General features: G+C 60.6%; 16 protein-coding genes. 10 read left to right on the top strand and 6 right to left on the bottom strand.

The window, feature by feature from the left end:
• Positions 1 to 26 precede the first annotated feature (26 nt).
• From AACU78_RS27320 to AACU78_RS27340, 5 genes are all read left to right on the top strand, one after another.
• Entirely contained in the window at positions 27 to 785 is a 759-nt protein-coding gene (locus AACU78_RS27320; protein ID WP_106578714.1) for a class I SAM-dependent methyltransferase, read from the top strand.
• An 85-nt stretch (positions 786 to 870) separates the two neighbouring features.
• Positions 871 to 1,323: a ribonuclease HI gene (gene rnhA / locus AACU78_RS27325; RefSeq protein WP_029291380.1), complete on the top strand. Its 453-nt coding sequence runs from the start codon at positions 871 to 873 to the stop codon at positions 1,321 to 1,323.
• Between the two features lie 79 nt (positions 1,324 to 1,402).
• The gene (gene dnaQ, locus AACU78_RS27330) at positions 1,403 to 2,143 is read left to right on the top strand and encodes a DNA polymerase III subunit epsilon (protein WP_164487980.1); all 741 of its coding nucleotides are present in this window, start codon (positions 1,403 to 1,405) and stop codon (positions 2,141 to 2,143) included.
• Between the two features lie 203 nt (positions 2,144 to 2,346).
• The gene (locus AACU78_RS27335) at positions 2,347 to 4,602 is read left to right on the top strand and encodes an Orn/Lys/Arg decarboxylase N-terminal domain-containing protein (protein WP_106578716.1); all 2,256 of its coding nucleotides are present in this window, start codon (positions 2,347 to 2,349) and stop codon (positions 4,600 to 4,602) included.
• A gap of 9 nt (positions 4,603 to 4,611) precedes the next feature.
• Positions 4,612 to 5,193, top strand: coding sequence for a GNAT family N-acetyltransferase (locus AACU78_RS27340; RefSeq protein WP_106578717.1), 582 nt, complete (start codon positions 4,612 to 4,614; stop codon positions 5,191 to 5,193).
• On the opposite strand, the gene AACU78_RS27345 is transcribed toward AACU78_RS27340, so the two are convergent.
• Positions 5,190 to 6,083 carry a LysR substrate-binding domain-containing protein gene (locus tag AACU78_RS27345; RefSeq protein WP_106578718.1) on the bottom strand — a complete coding sequence of 298 codons (894 nt, stop codon included), beginning with the start codon at positions 6,081 to 6,083 and terminating at the stop codon, positions 5,190 to 5,192. The two genes, AACU78_RS27340 and AACU78_RS27345, sit on opposite strands and share 4 nt — an antisense overlap.
• 156 nt (positions 6,084 to 6,239) lie before the next feature.
• Here AACU78_RS27345 and gspG point away from each other — a divergent pair, with 156 nt between their 5' ends.
• Entirely contained in the window at positions 6,240 to 6,689 is a 450-nt protein-coding gene (gene gspG / locus AACU78_RS27350) for a type II secretion system major pseudopilin GspG (RefSeq protein ID WP_106578719.1), read from the top strand.
• Positions 6,690 to 6,774: 85 nt separating this feature from the next.
• Positions 6,775 to 7,119 (top strand): hypothetical protein, encoded by a 345-nt coding sequence (locus AACU78_RS27355; RefSeq protein ID WP_106578720.1) that lies wholly within the window; start codon positions 6,775 to 6,777, stop codon positions 7,117 to 7,119.
• A gap of 60 nt (positions 7,120 to 7,179) precedes the next feature.
• Here the strand turns inward: AACU78_RS27355 and AACU78_RS27360 are convergent, their stop codons facing one another.
• Positions 7,180 to 7,416, bottom strand: coding sequence for a hypothetical protein (locus AACU78_RS27360; RefSeq protein ID WP_106578721.1), 237 nt, complete (start codon positions 7,414 to 7,416; stop codon positions 7,180 to 7,182).
• Positions 7,417 to 7,643: 227 nt separating this feature from the next.
• Between AACU78_RS27360 and AACU78_RS27365 the strand changes: the two genes are divergently transcribed.
• Positions 7,644 to 8,201 carry an NADPH-dependent FMN reductase gene (locus AACU78_RS27365; protein ID WP_106578722.1) on the top strand — a complete coding sequence of 186 codons (558 nt, stop codon included), beginning with the start codon at positions 7,644 to 7,646 and terminating at the stop codon, positions 8,199 to 8,201.
• A 106-nt stretch (positions 8,202 to 8,307) separates the two neighbouring features.
• Here the strand turns inward: AACU78_RS27365 and AACU78_RS27370 are convergent, their stop codons facing one another.
• On the bottom strand, positions 8,308 to 8,937 hold the full coding sequence (locus AACU78_RS27370) for an FMN-dependent NADH-azoreductase (RefSeq protein WP_106578723.1): 630 nt from the start codon (positions 8,935 to 8,937) through the stop codon (positions 8,308 to 8,310).
• Between the two features lie 94 nt (positions 8,938 to 9,031).
• Between AACU78_RS27370 and AACU78_RS27375 the strand changes: the two genes are divergently transcribed.
• Positions 9,032 to 9,886, top strand: a complete 855-nt coding sequence (locus AACU78_RS27375) for a LysR substrate-binding domain-containing protein (protein WP_106578742.1) — start codon at positions 9,032 to 9,034, stop codon at positions 9,884 to 9,886.
• Between the two features lie 19 nt (positions 9,887 to 9,905).
• On the opposite strand, the gene poxB is transcribed toward AACU78_RS27375, so the two are convergent.
• The 3 genes from poxB to AACU78_RS27390 all read right to left on the bottom strand — a co-directional run bounded on the left by poxB (position 9,906) and on the right by AACU78_RS27390 (position 13,982).
• A complete protein-coding gene (gene poxB, locus AACU78_RS27380) occupies positions 9,906 to 11,630 on the bottom strand; it encodes a ubiquinone-dependent pyruvate dehydrogenase (RefSeq protein ID WP_106578724.1) in 1,725 nt (574 codons plus the stop codon).
• Positions 11,631 to 11,845: 215 nt separating this feature from the next.
• The gene (locus AACU78_RS27385; RefSeq protein ID WP_106578725.1) at positions 11,846 to 12,340 is read right to left on the bottom strand and encodes a DUF934 domain-containing protein; all 495 of its coding nucleotides are present in this window, start codon (positions 12,338 to 12,340) and stop codon (positions 11,846 to 11,848) included.
• Complete coding sequence (locus AACU78_RS27390; protein ID WP_017136919.1) at positions 12,324 to 13,982, bottom strand: nitrite/sulfite reductase; 1,659 nt, start codon at positions 13,980 to 13,982, stop codon at positions 12,324 to 12,326. The genes AACU78_RS27385 and AACU78_RS27390 overlap by 17 nt, the downstream gene beginning before the upstream one ends.
• 423 nt (positions 13,983 to 14,405) lie before the next feature.
• Between AACU78_RS27390 and AACU78_RS27395 the strand changes: the two genes are divergently transcribed.
• Positions 14,406 to 15,485 (top strand): ABC transporter substrate-binding protein, encoded by a 1,080-nt coding sequence (locus AACU78_RS27395; protein ID WP_106578726.1) that lies wholly within the window; start codon positions 14,406 to 14,408, stop codon positions 15,483 to 15,485.
• Position 15,486 lies beyond the last annotated feature (1 nt).

Consider the following 15,486-nt stretch of genomic DNA (forward strand, 5'->3'; position numbering starts at 1 on the left):
AACGTCTAGGCGAGTTGGAGAATGCAATGACTGATAAAGCGTTCGCCCAGGCCGATCCTGAGTGGCTGGCCCTGATCGGCGCAGCCCGTGAATGGCTGTCCGGGCCGATCGGGCAATTTTTGCTGGATGAAGAACGGCGCATGCTCGAAGACGAGCTGGGCCGCTTCTTTGGTGGCTATCTGGTGCATTACGGCCCGTCTGCGCAGACGCCGCCTTCTGCGCCGCAGGTGCAGCGCAATGTGCGCCTCGGTGCGCCGTTGCCGGGTGTGGAGATCGTCTGCGAGGAGCAGGCCTGGCCTTTGAGCGAGCATGCCGCCGACGTGGTGGTGTTGCAGCATGGCCTGGATTTTTGCCTGTCGCCCCATGGTTTGTTGCGCGAAGCCGCGAGCAGTGTGCGCCCTGGGGGCCATTTGCTGATTGTCGGCATCAACCCCTGGAGCAGCTGGGGCCTTCGCCATGTGTTTGCCCATGATGGCCTGCGCCAGGCACGCTGCATCTCGCCGTCGCGGGTGGGCGACTGGCTGAACCTGCTGGGCTTTGCGCTGGAGAAACGCCGCTTCGGGTGCTATCGTCCGCCGCTTGCGTCGGCCAAGTGGCAAGGCCGTCTGGCGGGCTGGGAGCGCCGGGCGGGCGCCTGGCAATTGTCGGGTGGCGGCTTCTATTTATTGGTCGCGCGCAAGATCGTGGTCGGGCTGCGGCCGGTGCGTCAGGTGCTGCGCCAGCCCATGGGCAAGCTGGTGCCGATGCCGATGGCCAAGGTCAATCGCAAGCAAAGCGAACCGTAAACCTCTTTTTGATGACCCGCCGAATTTTTCGGCCTCGGGATACTGTCGGTCGATGATCGCCAGCCCGTTTTGATGGATGCAACCGATGACCGATAGCGTAGAACTCTTCACCGATGGCGCCTGCAAAGGCAACCCCGGCCCCGGCGGCTGGGGCGCCTTGCTGGTGTGCAAGGGCGTGGAGAAGGAATTGTGGGGCGGCGAAGCCAACACCACCAACAACCGCATGGAGCTGATGGGTGCCATTCGTGGCCTGGAAGAGCTCAAGCGCCGTTGCGACGTGCTGTTGGTGACCGACTCGCAGTACGTGATGAAGGGCATCAACGAGTGGATGGTCAACTGGAAAAAGCGCGGCTGGAAAACCGCGGCCAAGGAACCGGTGAAGAATGCCGACCTCTGGCAGTTGCTCGATGAGCAATGCAATCGCCATAACATCACCTGGAAATGGGTGCGTGGGCACATCGGTCACCCCGGCAACGAGCGCGCCGACCAACTGGCCAACCGGGGTGTGGATGAAGTGCGCGGCTACAAACAGAGCTGAGCCGACTGACGTGTTAACATCGCGCCCTTTGACGCACACCACACTGCATACCACCGTTGAGAGCTGAACCCTGATGGCCATCCGATCTGTTGTACTCGATACCGAAACCACCGGCATGCCGGTGACCGATGGTCACCGGATCATCGAAATCGGCTGTGTCGAATTGATAGGTCGCCGTCTTACCGGGCGTCACTTCCACGTCTACCTGCAACCGGACCGTGACAGTGACGAGGGCGCGATCGGCGTCCACGGCATCACCGATGAGTTCCTCAAGGGCAAGCCGCGCTTCGCCGAAGTGGCCGACGAGTTTTTCGAATTCATCAACGGCGCCCAACTGATCATCCACAACGCGGCGTTCGACGTCGGCTTCATCAATAACGAATTTGCCCTGATGGGGCAGACCGAGCGTGCGGATATTTCCCAGCATTGCTCGATCCTCGACACCTTGATGATGGCGCGCGAGCGTCACCCAGGCCAGCGCAACAGCCTGGATGCCTTGTGCAAACGCTACGGCGTCGACAACTCCGGCCGTGAACTCCACGGCGCCTTGCTCGACTCCGAGATTCTGGCCGACGTTTACCTGACCATGACCGGCGGGCAAACCAGCCTGTCCCTGGCCGGTAATGCCTCCGACGGCACCGGCTCGGCAGAAGGTTCGGGTAATCGCCCTTCAGAAATCCGCCGCCTGCCGGCTGATCGCAAGCCGACCACCATCATCCGTGCCAGTGAGCAGGATCTGGCTGAGCACGCGGCGCGTCTGGAAGCGATTGCCAAGTCGGCGGGTGCGCCGGCGTTGTGGTCGCAGCTGACCCAGCAATAGCCTCGGTCGAACACGGTTAAAAAATGTGGGAGCTGGCTTGCCTGCGATAGCGGCAGGCCAGCCAACCTATCTGTGACTGATCCATCGCCATCGCAGGCAAGCCAGCTCCCACGATTGATTTGCAGCGCCTTGGAAATCTTCATTCGCCACATCCGCTCCCAGCTTCTACCCTGAGTACATAGCCCTGGGGACTGCCCGCACTCATGTACAAAGACCTGAAGTTTCCTGTTCTGATTGTGCACCGTGATATCAAGGCCGACACCGTTGCCGGTGACCGGGTTCGAGGTATCGCCCAAGAACTGGAACAAGAAGGCTTCAGCATTTTTTCTGCAGTGGATTACGCCGAAGGCCGCCTGGTCGCTTCTACCCATCACGGGCTGGCGTGTATGTTGATCGCCGCTGAAGGTGCCGGGGAAAATACTCACCTGTTGCAAAACATGGTCGAACTGATCCGCCTGGCGCGGGTGCGGGCGCCCAACCTGCCGATCTTTGCCCTGGGCGAGCAAGTCACGCTGGAAAACGCGCCCGCCGATGCCATGAGTGAGCTCAACCAGTTGCGCGGCATTCTTTATCTGTTTGAAGACACCGTGCCGTTTCTGGCCCGACAAGTGGCTCGCGCGGCGCGCGCTTACCTGGATGGCTTGTTGCCGCCTTTCTTCAAAGCCCTGGTGCAACACACCGCCGACTCCAATTACTCCTGGCACACGCCCGGCCATGGTGGCGGCGTGGCGTATCGTAAAAGCCCGGTGGGGCAGGCGTTTCATCAGTTCTTCGGCGAAAACACGCTGCGCTCGGACTTGTCCGTGTCGGTGCCGGAACTCGGCTCGCTGCTCGATCACACCGGGCCGTTGGCCGAAGCCGAGGCCCGTGCCGCGCGTAACTTTGGCGCCGATCATACGTTCTTTGTGATCAACGGCACCTCCACGGCCAACAAGATCGTCTGGCACTCCATGGTCGGCCGGGACGACCTGGTGCTGGTGGACCGCAACTGCCACAAGTCGGTGCTGCACTCGATCATCATGACCGGTGCGATCCCGCTGTACCTGTGCCCGGAACGTAACGAACTGGGGATCATCGGCCCGATCCCCTTGAGCGAGTTCAGCCCCGAGTCGATCCGCGCCAAAATCGCAGCCAGCCCTTTGACGCGTGGCCGGCCACCGAAAGTGAAGATGGCGGTGGTCACTAACTCCACCTATGACGGCCTGTGCTACAACGCCGAGCTGATCAAGCAACAATTGGGCAACAGTGTCGAGGTGTTGCATTTTGACGAGGCCTGGTACGCCTACGCGGCGTTTCACGAGTTCTTTGCCGGGCGTTACGGCATGGGCACTTCACGCACGCCCGACAGCCCTCTGGTGTTTACCACGCACTCAACCCATAAGCTGCTGGCGGCCTTCAGCCAGGCCTCGATGATTCATGTGCAGGACGGCGGCGCGCGGCAGCTGGACCGTGATCGTTTCAACGAAGCGTTCATGATGCATATCTCCACCTCGCCGCAGTACAGCATCATCGCATCGCTGGACGTGGCCTCGGCGATGATGGAGGGCCCCGCCGGGCGTTCACTGCTGCAGGAAATGTTTGATGAGGCGTTGAGTTTTCGGCGCGCCCTGGCCAACCTGCGCCAGCACATCGCTGCCGAGGACTGGTGGTTCTCCATCTGGCAGCCACCTTCGGTAGCGGGTATCGACCGGGTTGTCACCGCGGACTGGCTGTTGCATCCGCAGGACGACTGGCACGGTTTTGGCGATGTGGCCGAAGATTATGTGCTGCTTGACCCGATCAAAGTGACCCTGGTGATGCCCGGCCTGAACGCCGGCGGCGCCTTGAGCGACTGCGGGATTCCCGCTGCAGTGGTCAGCAAGTTCCTCTGGGAGCGTGGGCTGGTGGTGGAAAAAACCGGCCTGTATTCCTTCCTTGTGCTGTTTTCCATGGGCATCACCAAAGGCAAATGGAGTACCTTGCTCACCGAACTGCTGGAGTTCAAGCGCAATTACGACGCCAATGTCAGCCTGGCCAGTTGCTTGCCCTCGGTGTTTAAACAAGGGCCGGCGCGCTATCAGAACCTCGGTTTGCGCGACCTGTGTGATCAGCTTCACGGCTGTTATCGCAGCAATGCCACGGCCAAACACCTCAAGCGCATGTACACGGTGTTGCCGGAAATCGCGATGAAACCGGCTGACGCCTACGACCAGTTGGTCAGGGGTGAAGTGGAGGCGGTGTCGATTGACGCCTTGCCAGGTCGCATCGCAGCCGTGATGCTGGTGCCCTATCCGCCGGGCATTCCGTTGATCATGCCGGGTGAGCGCTTTACCGAGTCGACCCGATCGATCATTGACTACCTGGCGTTCGCGAGGACGTTCGATAGCAGTTTTCCCGGTTTTGTCGCCGATGTTCATGGATTGCAACACGAAGACGACGGCAGTGGTCGTTGTTACACCGTCGATTGCATCAAAGGGTAAAGGATGTTTATGCAAGCTGTAATGAACCCGAAGTACCCGGGGCTCAGCGTACGGGTCGCCGACGAAGGTTTTGATGCCTACGTGTGGGGCAATGATTTCAGTTTTGAAGTCAGTGCCTACGGCGTACCGGAGATGGGCACACGCGTCGACCAGTGGGCCGTTGAGCGCATCCTGCCGTACCGCAAATGTTATGGCATCGACCCGGAGGAATTCGCCAGTTTTCGCGATGCGCCCGACAGCGCGATCTTCATGGCGTATCTGGATGACCGTGCGGTGGGTCATATCGTGGTCAGCACCAACTGGAACGGCTTTGCCCACGTCGATGAGCTGGCGGTGGCCTTGCCTGCGCGCCGTCATGGGGTGGCCAAGGCCTTGCTGGACGTGGCGCAGTTCTGGAGTCGCAAGAAAAACCTGCCGGGCATGATGCTGGAAACCCAGAACAACAACCTCGGCGCCTGCCGACTGTATGAGCGTTGCGGTTATGTGATGGGCGGGATTGATCAGCTGCGTTATCGCGGCATCGATCCGCAGACGCGTGAAGTGGCGATTTTCTGGTACCGGTTGTTCAAGACTGAACTCGAACAGGTTTAACTCGCCAGCAGGCTATCGGCCTTCTGCGTGACAATGTCCAGCAACGCATTGAGTGCCGGTGACGTCTGGGCGTCCCTGAGAGTCAGTGCGTACAGGCTGACCATGATCGGCGGCGACACCGGGCATGCATCCAGCCCAGCTTCGCGTGCACCGGACGCGGTGAACGGGTCGACAATCGCCAGGCCTTCGCCGGCTTCCACCATGCTGCGCATCATCTGGTAGGTCTGCACCCGCGTCTGCACCACCGGCAGCGGGCGCAGGGCCTGCAGCTTGGCATCCAGCACGCGGCTCAAGGGGTCATGCCCTTCAAGCCCGATCAGCGATTGCCCGGCCAGGTCCTGCAGGGCGATGTACTTTTGTTTGGGTTTCAGCCAGCCATGGGGCGCGAGCAATTGCAACTTGCCCTCGGCCAACACGCTGCTCTGGATTTGCGGGTGCTGCGGGTCATGCAGGCTCAGGCCCACATCGGCTTCGTGCAGCAGCAGGCTTCTGACAATCTCGCGGGTCGGCTGGCTCGACAGGTTGCACGGCGTGTCCTGGAAGCGCCGGCGCAGTACGGCGATGCTTTGCGGCAGCAACTGATTGGCCAGCGGCGGGGTGCACAGCGCGCGCAAGGCCGGAGCATGGTGGAGTTTCAAGCGGCTGGCCAGGCGTTGCACCGGCTCCAGCGCCTCATAGAGGTGACTGATGTGTACCTGCAGTTCGAGTGTTTCGCGCGTCGCTTGCAAACGCCCGCGCACACTGGCAAACAGCATGAAGCCCAGTTGCTGCTCGGCATCCCTGAGCGTTGCGTCTACATCGCCCACGGGAAGTTGCAACCACTCGGCGGCCGTGCCGAGGTGTCCGGTCTGCAAGATGGCCTGAATCACTTCGATATGACGTAAACGCATCGCCGGAGTCTAGGGTCAGCGGGGCGTGGATTCAATGGCTGGGAAAAAAACAGCGCGGGCCTTGATGCGCGTCGTCTAACGTTCACCTTGCGTGCGCTGCAACGAGCGGGTCATATAAAGAGCGTATCAACCGAGGTTCAACAGGGAGCCCTTCCAATGCCCGGATACACCGCAGTCACAGGCAAACCGCAACCCCAGCAAGGTTTTACACGCTGGGCGGTGCTGGTGGTACTGGTCATCATTGGCTTGCTGGCCCTGGCGGTGGGGCCGCGCTTGTTTGGTGATGTAACGCTGGCAGAGATCGCGACGGCCAAGGCCCAGGTGGCCGAGCTGGGCAAGGCGGTTGAGCAGTTTCACCAAGACACGGGTCGCTACCCCACCGATGAGGAAGGTCTGGAGGCGCTGACCACGCCCCCTGCGCAGGACGCCCAGTGGAAAGGGCCCTATGTCAGTGACGAATTGTTGACCGACCCGTGGGGCGTTGCCTATCAGTACCACTACCCGGCAACCCAGCCCAACACGGCGTTCGACCTGTTTTCGTTCGGCAAGGACCGTACGCTGGGCGGGGTCGGCGATAACAAGGACATTACCTACGGCGACAACTGATTCATCTGGCATTAGCCATCGAGCTGATTAGAATGGCTGCGCTGATCAATAACGACCAATACAACAAAAACAGGTCTGGTCTGGAATGCCTATTCCCTCACGTTTCTTCGGGGTAACGGCCAAGCAACTCCTGGTGCTGGTGACCGTGGGGTGCGTGGCTGCTTATCTCTTCGATAATCACGATGAACACACACCGGAAAGCCGCGCACTCGAGGCGTTTATCCGTTCCCAGGAACAGGTGGATGCGCAGGTGGGGGCAGTGCTGGAGGTGGTGTTGGTCAGGCAAGTGGTGGCCTATCCCGCTAACGGCGCGCCAGGTTACAAACGTTCGTTGTATGCGGTTGAAGGCGAGCGGGGGCGTTTGATGGTGACGCTCAAGCAGATGGAGGGCGAGCAGGGCGTGGAAGTGACGCAGATACGCCGGCCGTGATCACCCAGCCCAGTCAATGCCATCAATGGCCAGGACTGAGCAGGTCGATAAGCCGAGATCTTATGACGCGAGGGTCGTTTGCGATTCGCGGACGATAATGGTCCCCGACTGGATCAATTTGAATTCATCGCCTTCCAGTTTCTCTACACGATCGCCAATGGCCAGCTTGTAGGTAGTGGTAGGCGCCGAGCCAGCCAGGTCGCCTTGCACCGGGTTGGATTCCTGGAACTCATGCACCGAATACACGCGTCCTTCCGCGTCTCTGGCATGGAACTGTCCGACAAGTACTGCAGCCATCTGTTTAGAACCTCTGGAGATAAACACTCGATTTGCGGTTCTGTAGACCGTCATGGAGCGGGGTAGTTTACCTATGGAAAAAAAATACTATTCGTTGATATTTTCAGAGTCTTCCTACGCAAGTCACTGCTCGGCAAACGTCTGCGGATTTATCAAAACCTTCTGGTGAACCTGCCGCGAAGACTTTATAACTGCAAGCTCCTTAGTCAAACGTCGGGAAAACCTCAATGAGCAAGGTCTACACGATTGCCGTCCTGGTTGGCAGCTTGAGAAAAGAGTCGATCAACCGCAAGGTCGCCCTGGCACTGGCCGAACTGGCCCCTGCCACTCTCAAATTGAACATTGTGGAAATTGGCGATTTGCCGCTCTACAACGAAGACCTCGAGGGAGCATCGCCGCCCGCAGCCTACAGTAGTTTCCGTCAGCAAGTACGTTCATCCGACGCGGTGTTGTTTGTGACGCCCGAATACAACCGTTCCGTGCCCGCACCGTTGAAGAATGCCATTGACGTAGGGTCTCGTCCTTACGGGCAAAGTGTCTGGGGCGGCAAGCCGGGTGCGGTCATCAGCGTGTCGCCCGGAGCGATTGGCGGCTTTGGTGCCAACCACCACCTGCGCCAGTCGCTGGTGTTCCTTGATGTGCCGTGCATGCAGCAACCAGAAGCGTACCTGGGGGGCGCGGGCAGCGTGTTTGATGACGCAGGAAAACTTTCGGAAAAGACCAGGCCGTTCCTGCAGGCGTTTATCGACGCCTACGGCAAGTGGGTAGAAAAGCAGTCCGCCTGATGCGTCTGCCTGCGTAGGAACCTGCCTGTCGGCGAGTGGCCCTCACGCCTGGCGCTGCTCATCACATCGCCTTCGCCGGCAAGCTGGCGCCTGCCGCGGTCCGCAGTCAAGCGAGGCGGTCCGCCAGCGCCAGGGCCTGCGCGGTGGCTGCCTGGCGAGACGCCTGATCCACCTCTGGCCCCAGGATAGTTTTTTCCACAGACAGCGAGTGCACATCGGTCACGCCGATAAAGCCCAGCCAGGCTTCCATGTACGGCTTCTGAAAGTCCATCGGCTGAGCGTCGGGCGCTGAAAAATCCATGCCCCGCGCATACACATTCACCGCCGTCTTGTCATGCAGCAACCCGCGCAAACCATGCTCCGGGCTGAACTCGAACAGCACGCCCTTCTGCGAGACTACGTCGATAAAGTGCTTGAGCTTGTAGGGCAGCGCGAAATTCCACAGCGGCACCGAGAACACCAGCAGATCGGCCTCGTGCAGATGGGTCGCCAGCGACATCAGTGAGTCCCAGGCCGCCGCCTGTTCCTCGGTCAATGCCGTGCCGCTGAGGCCGGCGTATTTGGCCTCCATGATCGGGCCATCAAACTCCGGCAGGTCCAGAGCCCAAAGGTCCAGCGTCACCACGCGGGTGTCCGGGACGTTGTGCTGATAACGCGCGATAAATTGTCGGGCGATTTCCAGCGACGCAGAGCGCTGTTTGCGCGGCGAGCATTCAATATGCAGAAGAGTGGTCATGACAGGCCTCAGGAATGATGACCTGAACATTGCAACATAGCGCTCGATGAAATATAAATCGTATTTCCATCGCCTATTGATCACCTATCAGAATATGTTTGATGCCTTGCTACTCAAGACCTTCGTCGCGGTCGTGGACGAAGGCGGCTTCAGTCGCGCCGGTGAGCGCCTGCACCTGACGCAATCGGCCGTCAGCGGGCATTTGCGGCGCCTCGAAGAACAGGTCGGCAAGCCACTGCTGACGCGCACCACGCGTTCCCAACAGTTGACGCCCGATGGTCAGCGATTAATCGCCTACGCGCGCGGCATCCTGGCGCTGCATCGTGATGCCTGGGCAGAACTGACGCGTTCCGCGTTTGAAGGAAGCCTACGTGTAGGCGTGTCGGAGGAGTTCGCAGAGGCGCGTTTGTTGCGGGAGCTACAGGATGTTGCCGCGCAGTACCCTGGCCTGCATATCAGCGTGCAAGTGGGCATTCCCGGTTCGTTGCTGAGTTTGATGAAACAAGGCGAACTGGATGTGGTGGTTGGTTCGTTGTGCGAGTCCAGCGAGCCGGGCCTGGCGTTATGGCGCGAGCCGTTGGTGTGGGCCTGGTCGGCGCAACCGCTGGCGGCATTGCCGACGCCGTTGCCACTGGCCTTGTTCCCCGAGCCCTGTCCGTACCGCGAGGCGGCGCTGTCGCGGCTTGCCCAAGCTGGAATTGCTCAGCGTACCGCCATGCAGTGCGCCAGCTATGCGGCGTTGCACGCCGCGGCATCGGCCGGTTTTGCCGTGGCCCCGATGGCGCAAAGCCAAGTGGGCCCAGGCTTGGCGGTCCTCGGCGCCGAGCACGGGTTGCCCGCGTTGCCCGATGCCGAGTTTCGCCTGTTCAGCGCGCCGGATGCCGACCCGCGCATGGTCGAGGTCGTCACCCAGGTGGTGGTCCGCTATGGCGCGGCCCGGCGCCACTGAAACACCCTGCGACGGAAGCTCAGCGCAACCAGTTGGTACGCGCCAGCTCGATCACCTCGTCGCCACGCCCGCTCATCACTGCCTTGAGCATGTACAGGCTGAAACCCTTGGCCTGTTCCAGCTTGATGCTCGGCGGCATGACCAGCTCCTGCGTGGCCGTGACCACGTCCACCAGCACCGGGCCGTCATGGGCCAGGGCGCGACGCAAGGCCGGCTCGAGGTCTTCGGATTGCTCCACGCGGATGCCCAGGATGCCCATCGCGTTGGACATGGCCGCAAAGTCCGGGTTTTTCAGCTCGGTGCCGGTATCGAGGTAGCCTGCGGCTTTCATTTCCATGGCGACGAAACCCAGTGATGAGTTATCGAACACAATGACTTTGACCGGCAGTTTCAGTTGCGCCAACGAGATGAAATCGCCCATCAGCATGGCGAAGCCGCCGTCGCCGGACATCGAAATCACCTGGCGTCCGGGAAAGGCCGCCTGAGCGCCGATGGCCTGAGGCATCGCATTCGCCATCGAGCCGTGATTGAACGAGCCGATCAAGCGGCGTTTGCCGTTCATCTTCAGGTAGCGCGCGGCCCACACGGTGGGCGAGCCGACATCGGCCGTGAAGATGGCATCGTCGTCCGCCAACTCACTGAGCAAGCGTGCGACGTACTGTGGGTGGATCGGCCGGTCGGCCTTCGAAGGTTCTGCCAGGTCGTCCAGGCCTTGGCGGGCTTTTTCGTAATGCTTCAGCGAAGTCTCGAGGAAGCTGCGATCGGTTTTGCGCGTCAGGCGTGGCAGCAGCGCGTTGATGGTTTCGCTGACGTCGGCGGCAATGCCCAGGTCCAGCGTGGCCCGACGCCCGAGCGCCTGCGGATTGCGGTCGACCTGGATGATTTTTGCGTCGGTGGGGTAGAACTGGCGGTAGGGGAAGTCGGTGCCGAGCATGATCAGCGTGTCGCAGTTGAGCATGGCGTGGTAACCCGAACTGAACCCGATCAGGCCAGTCATGCCCACGTCAAACGGGTTGTCCCATTCCACGTGCTCTTTGCCGCGCAAGGCGTGCACCACCGGCGCGCCAAGGGCATCGGCCAGGGCCACGACCTGGTCATGGGCACCGGCGCAGCCGCTGCCGCACAGCAGGGTGACTTTCTCGCTGCTTTGCAGGATTTCGCTGAGGCGTTGCAGGTCCTGTTCGGCCGGCAAGGTGCGCGGCGCATGCAGGGCCGGCCACGGCTTGAGGGTGTTTTCCACTTCCAGCAACGACACGTCGCCTGGAATGACGACCACCGCCACGCCACGGTTAAGAATCGCCGAGCGCATGGCGCGGTGCAGCACTTGAGGCATTTGCGCAGGGTTGGTCACCAACTCGATAAAGTGGCTGCACTCCTTGAACAGCTCCTGGGGATGGGTTTCCTGAAAGTAGTTCAAGCCGATTTCGGAGGAGGGGATTTGCGCAGCAATGGCCAGCACCGGCACGTGGTTGCGATGGCAGTCGAACAGGCCATTGATCAAGTGCAGGTTGCCCGGCCCGCAGCTGCCGGCGCACACCGTCAATTCGCCGGTGGCGGCGGCTTCGGCACCGGCGGCAAACGCAGCCACCTCTTCGTGGCGCACGTGCATCCACTCGATGCTGTCCATGGTGCGCAAGGCGTCGGTCAAGCCATTGAGGCTGTCGCCGGTCAGGCCCCAGATGCGCTTGATGCCCGCCTGTTCAAGGGTGGTCGCCAATTGCTGGGCCAGGTTGATTTTCGCCATGAAGAACTCCAATCGTCAGTGAGTTAAAAGCTGCTGATCAGTAGAGGACAGCTCGATCACGGCGGATGTTCACCTGCGAGTGTGAAGATTACGTCATCGGTACTGGCAATATCCGCCCTGGCGTGGCTCGGCGTCATTGAGGCGGTGCGGGCACCAATCAAACTCAAGCCATAAAAAAAGCCCTGGCAGGCCAGGGCTTTTTCAGTCGCGAAAACTTAACGGCGACGAAACAGCGGCAACGGCTCATCCGTGGCAGCCTGGTACGTCACCGAGAAATCCTTGAGGCTTTCCAGCGCTTCGTACGGGTCTTTGTCGGCACGCAAGGCAAAGGCGTCGAACCCGCAACGGTGCAGATAAAACAGCTGGTCGCGCAGCACGTCGCCAATCGCGCGCAGCTCGCCTTTGAAACCGTAGCGGTCACGCAGCAGGCGTGCGTTGGAGTAGTTGCGCCCGTCGGTGAAGGCCGGGAAGTTCAGGGCGATGACCTGGAAGTGCTCCACGTCGTCGCCGATCTCTTCGGCTTCTTCATCGGCGTCCAGCCACACACCCAGGCCGCCGTCGCGGGCCTTGAGGGCATGGCCGTGCTCGCGCCACAGGGCCAGCGGCACGATCAGGTCGTCGCAGTTGGAAATGCCGTCGAAGCTCGCGTCCTTGGGCAGCAGGTGCCAGGTTTCGTCGAGGACTTCGTTGTTCTTAATGATTCGCTGCATAGACGCGCTCCTTGAACAGGTCGATGCCGATGCGCTGGTAGGTGTCGATGAAACGCTCATCTTCGGTGCGCTGTTCGATGTACACATCGATCAGTTTGCCGATCACCTCGGGCATGGCTTCCTGGGCGAAGGACGGGCCGAGGATCTTGCCCAGGCTCGCATCGCGGCTGGCGCTGCCACCCAGGGACACTTGGTAGAATTCTTCGCCTTTCTTGTCCACGCCCAGGATGCCGATGTGGCCGACGTGGTGGTGACCACAGGCGTTCATGCAACCGGAGATGTTCAGGTCCAGCTCGCCGATGTCGAACAGGTAGTCCAGGTCGTCGAAACGGCGCTGGATCGATTCGGCAATCGGGATCGATTTGGCGTTGGCCAGGGAGCAGAAATCGCCGCCGGGGCAGCAGATGATGTCGGTCAGCAAGCCGATGTTCGGCGTGGCGAAACCGCCTTCGCGCAGCTCGCCCCACAGGGTGAACAGTTGGCTTTGCTCGACGTCCGCGAGAATGATGTTTTGCTCGTGGGAGGTGCGCAGTTGGCCAAAGCTGTAACGCTCGGCCAGGTCGGCGACGGCGTCCAGCTGCTTGTCGGTGATGTCACCCGGCGCCACGCCGGTGGGTTTGAGCGACAGGGTCACGGCGACATAGCCCGGCTTTTTATGCGCCAGGGTGTTGCGGGTGCGCCAGCGGGCGAAACCTGGGTGCTGCTGATCGAGTGCAGCCAACTCGGCATCCTGATTGCTCAGGGCCTTGTACTCAGGATCGACGAAGTGCTTGGCCACGCGGTGTACTTCGGCTTCGGTCAGCGTGGTCTGGCCACCGCGCAGGTGTTCCATTTCGGCGTCGACTTTCTGCGCGAATACCTCAGGGGTCAGCGCCTTGACCAGGATCTTGATCCGGGCCTTGTATTTGTTGTCACGACGGCCGTAGCGGTTGTAGACCCGCAGGATGGCGTCGAGGTAGCTCAACAGGTCTTGCCAGGGCAGGAACTCATTGATGAACGCGCCAACGACCGGCGTACGGCCCAGGCCACCACCGACCAGCACGCGGAAACCCAGCTCGCCGGCTGCGTTGTGCACCGGCTCAAGGCCGATATCGTGCACTTCGATGGCTGCGCGGTCCGAGGTCGAGCCATTGATGGCGATCTTGAACTTGCGCGGCAGGTAGGCGAACTCCGGGTGGAAGGTGGTCCATTGACGGACGATTTCGCACCACGGACGAGGGTCGATCAGCTCATCGGCGGCCACGCCGGCGAATTGGTCAGTGGTCACGTTGCGCAGGCAGTTACCGCTGGTCTGAATGGCGTGCATCTGTACCGTGGCCAGCTCGGCCAGGATGTCCGGCACGTCTTCCAGCGCCGGCCAGTTGAACTGGACGTTCTGGCGGGTACTGATGTGGGCGTAGCCCTTGTCGAAGTCGCGGGCTATCTTGGCCATCATGCGCGTCTGACGGGAAGTCAGTTGGCCATAAGGCACGGCAACCCGCAGCATCGGCGCAAAGCGCTGAACATAAAGGCCATTTTGCAGGCGCAGAGGGCGGAACTCTTCTTCGCTCAGTTCACCTGCTAGGTAGCGTCGGGTCTGATCACGGAACTGCTTGACGCGGTCCTCGATGATGCGCTGATCGTATTCGTCGTATACGTACATATAGGTCCTGTTCTCGGCAAATCTGCGCGCACGGCCGCGCACTCCCAACGGAGCCGGCGCACGATACCAGTTTGCGTTTATGCGCAAAAGTGATGTTTGAGTATATGTAAATAACCAAATTGACTAATGAGAACGGTTATCGCGATACCCACATTTGTCATGCGGGCAATCATCAACTTTACTGTGATCGTGTTTGAGTGCAATCACCTATAAAACCGATAAGAGGCGATGCAATGAGCAATCCGACCAAAGCCCGTAAACCCGACAGTACCGTTGATGCCTGGGCGATTTTGTTTCTGATAATCCTGGTGGTAGGAACCGCCGTATTCTGGGTCAGCCACCAATAAACTCGCGTTGATTGGACCTCGATTGACTGTCGTATTGCCACTATCATGGCCGTCAACGTTCAAGGTTCAGACAACTATGTTGAAGGTTCTTATTACGTGTGCGTGGTTGCTGGGATCGACGTACGGGGCCATGGCCCACGCCGCGTCGGTGGTGTTTCTCAACCCTGGCACGTCCACGGAAACCTTCTGGGTCAACTACGCGCAATTCATGCAGGCCGCCGCCAAGGACCTCGGCCTGGATTTGCGCGTGCGTTATTCCGAGCGCGATCCTCGTAACACCCTGGCCCAGGCCCGGGAAGCGCTGCAAGGCAGCGAGCGGCCTGATTACCTGGTGCTGGTGAATGAGCAATACGTCGCCCCGCAGATTCTGCGCATGGCTCAGGGCAGCCGGGTCAAGTTGCTGATCGTGAATAACGCCCTGACCAGCGACCAGGTGCAACTGCTGGATGCCCACAGCTATCCCAACTGGCTCGGCAGTCTTATCGCCAATGATGATGAGGCCGGTTACCTGATGCTCACAGAGCTGCTGCGTCAGCATGGCCCCGTCGCACCCGGCCAAACCCTCGATCTGCTGGCGTTTTCCGGGGTCAAGACCACGCCGGCGGCGCAGCTGCGCGAGCAGGGTTTACGGCGGGCCCTGGTCGATTTCCCCTACGTGCGTATGCGCCAGCTGGTGTATGGCGAGTGGAGCCGCCAGCGCGCGTTCGAACAGGCCACGCAACTGTTCAAACGTTATCCGCAAACCGCCTTGGTGTGGTCGGCCAATGATGAAATGGCGCTGGGCGCGATGGCGGCGCTGCAAGCCACTGGGCGTACGCCGGGCAAGGACGTGCTGTTCAGCGCCGTCAACAGTTCGCCCGAGGTAGTGCGGGCTCGCCTTGATGGGCGCTTGAGCGTTTTGGTGGCAGGGCACTTCACCCTCGGCGGCTGGGCGATGGTATTGCTGCATGACGATGCGCTGGGGCTGGATATCCGCCAGAACGGCGTGAATGAACGCAAGCTCGATCTGTTTGAGTTGATCGGCCCGGACCTTGCCCAGCGTCTGCTGGACATCAACGCGGCGCAGGTCTACGGCGTGAATTTTCGGGCACTGTCGGCCCAGGGCAAACCCGCCGGTTACGTTTACCCGTTCGGCTTGCAGCTGTTAACGCCTTGAG

This window comes from Pseudomonas sp. R9.37 (assembly GCF_963878885.1).
In the GTDB taxonomy this organism is placed as follows: domain Bacteria; phylum Pseudomonadota; class Gammaproteobacteria; order Pseudomonadales; family Pseudomonadaceae; genus Aquipseudomonas.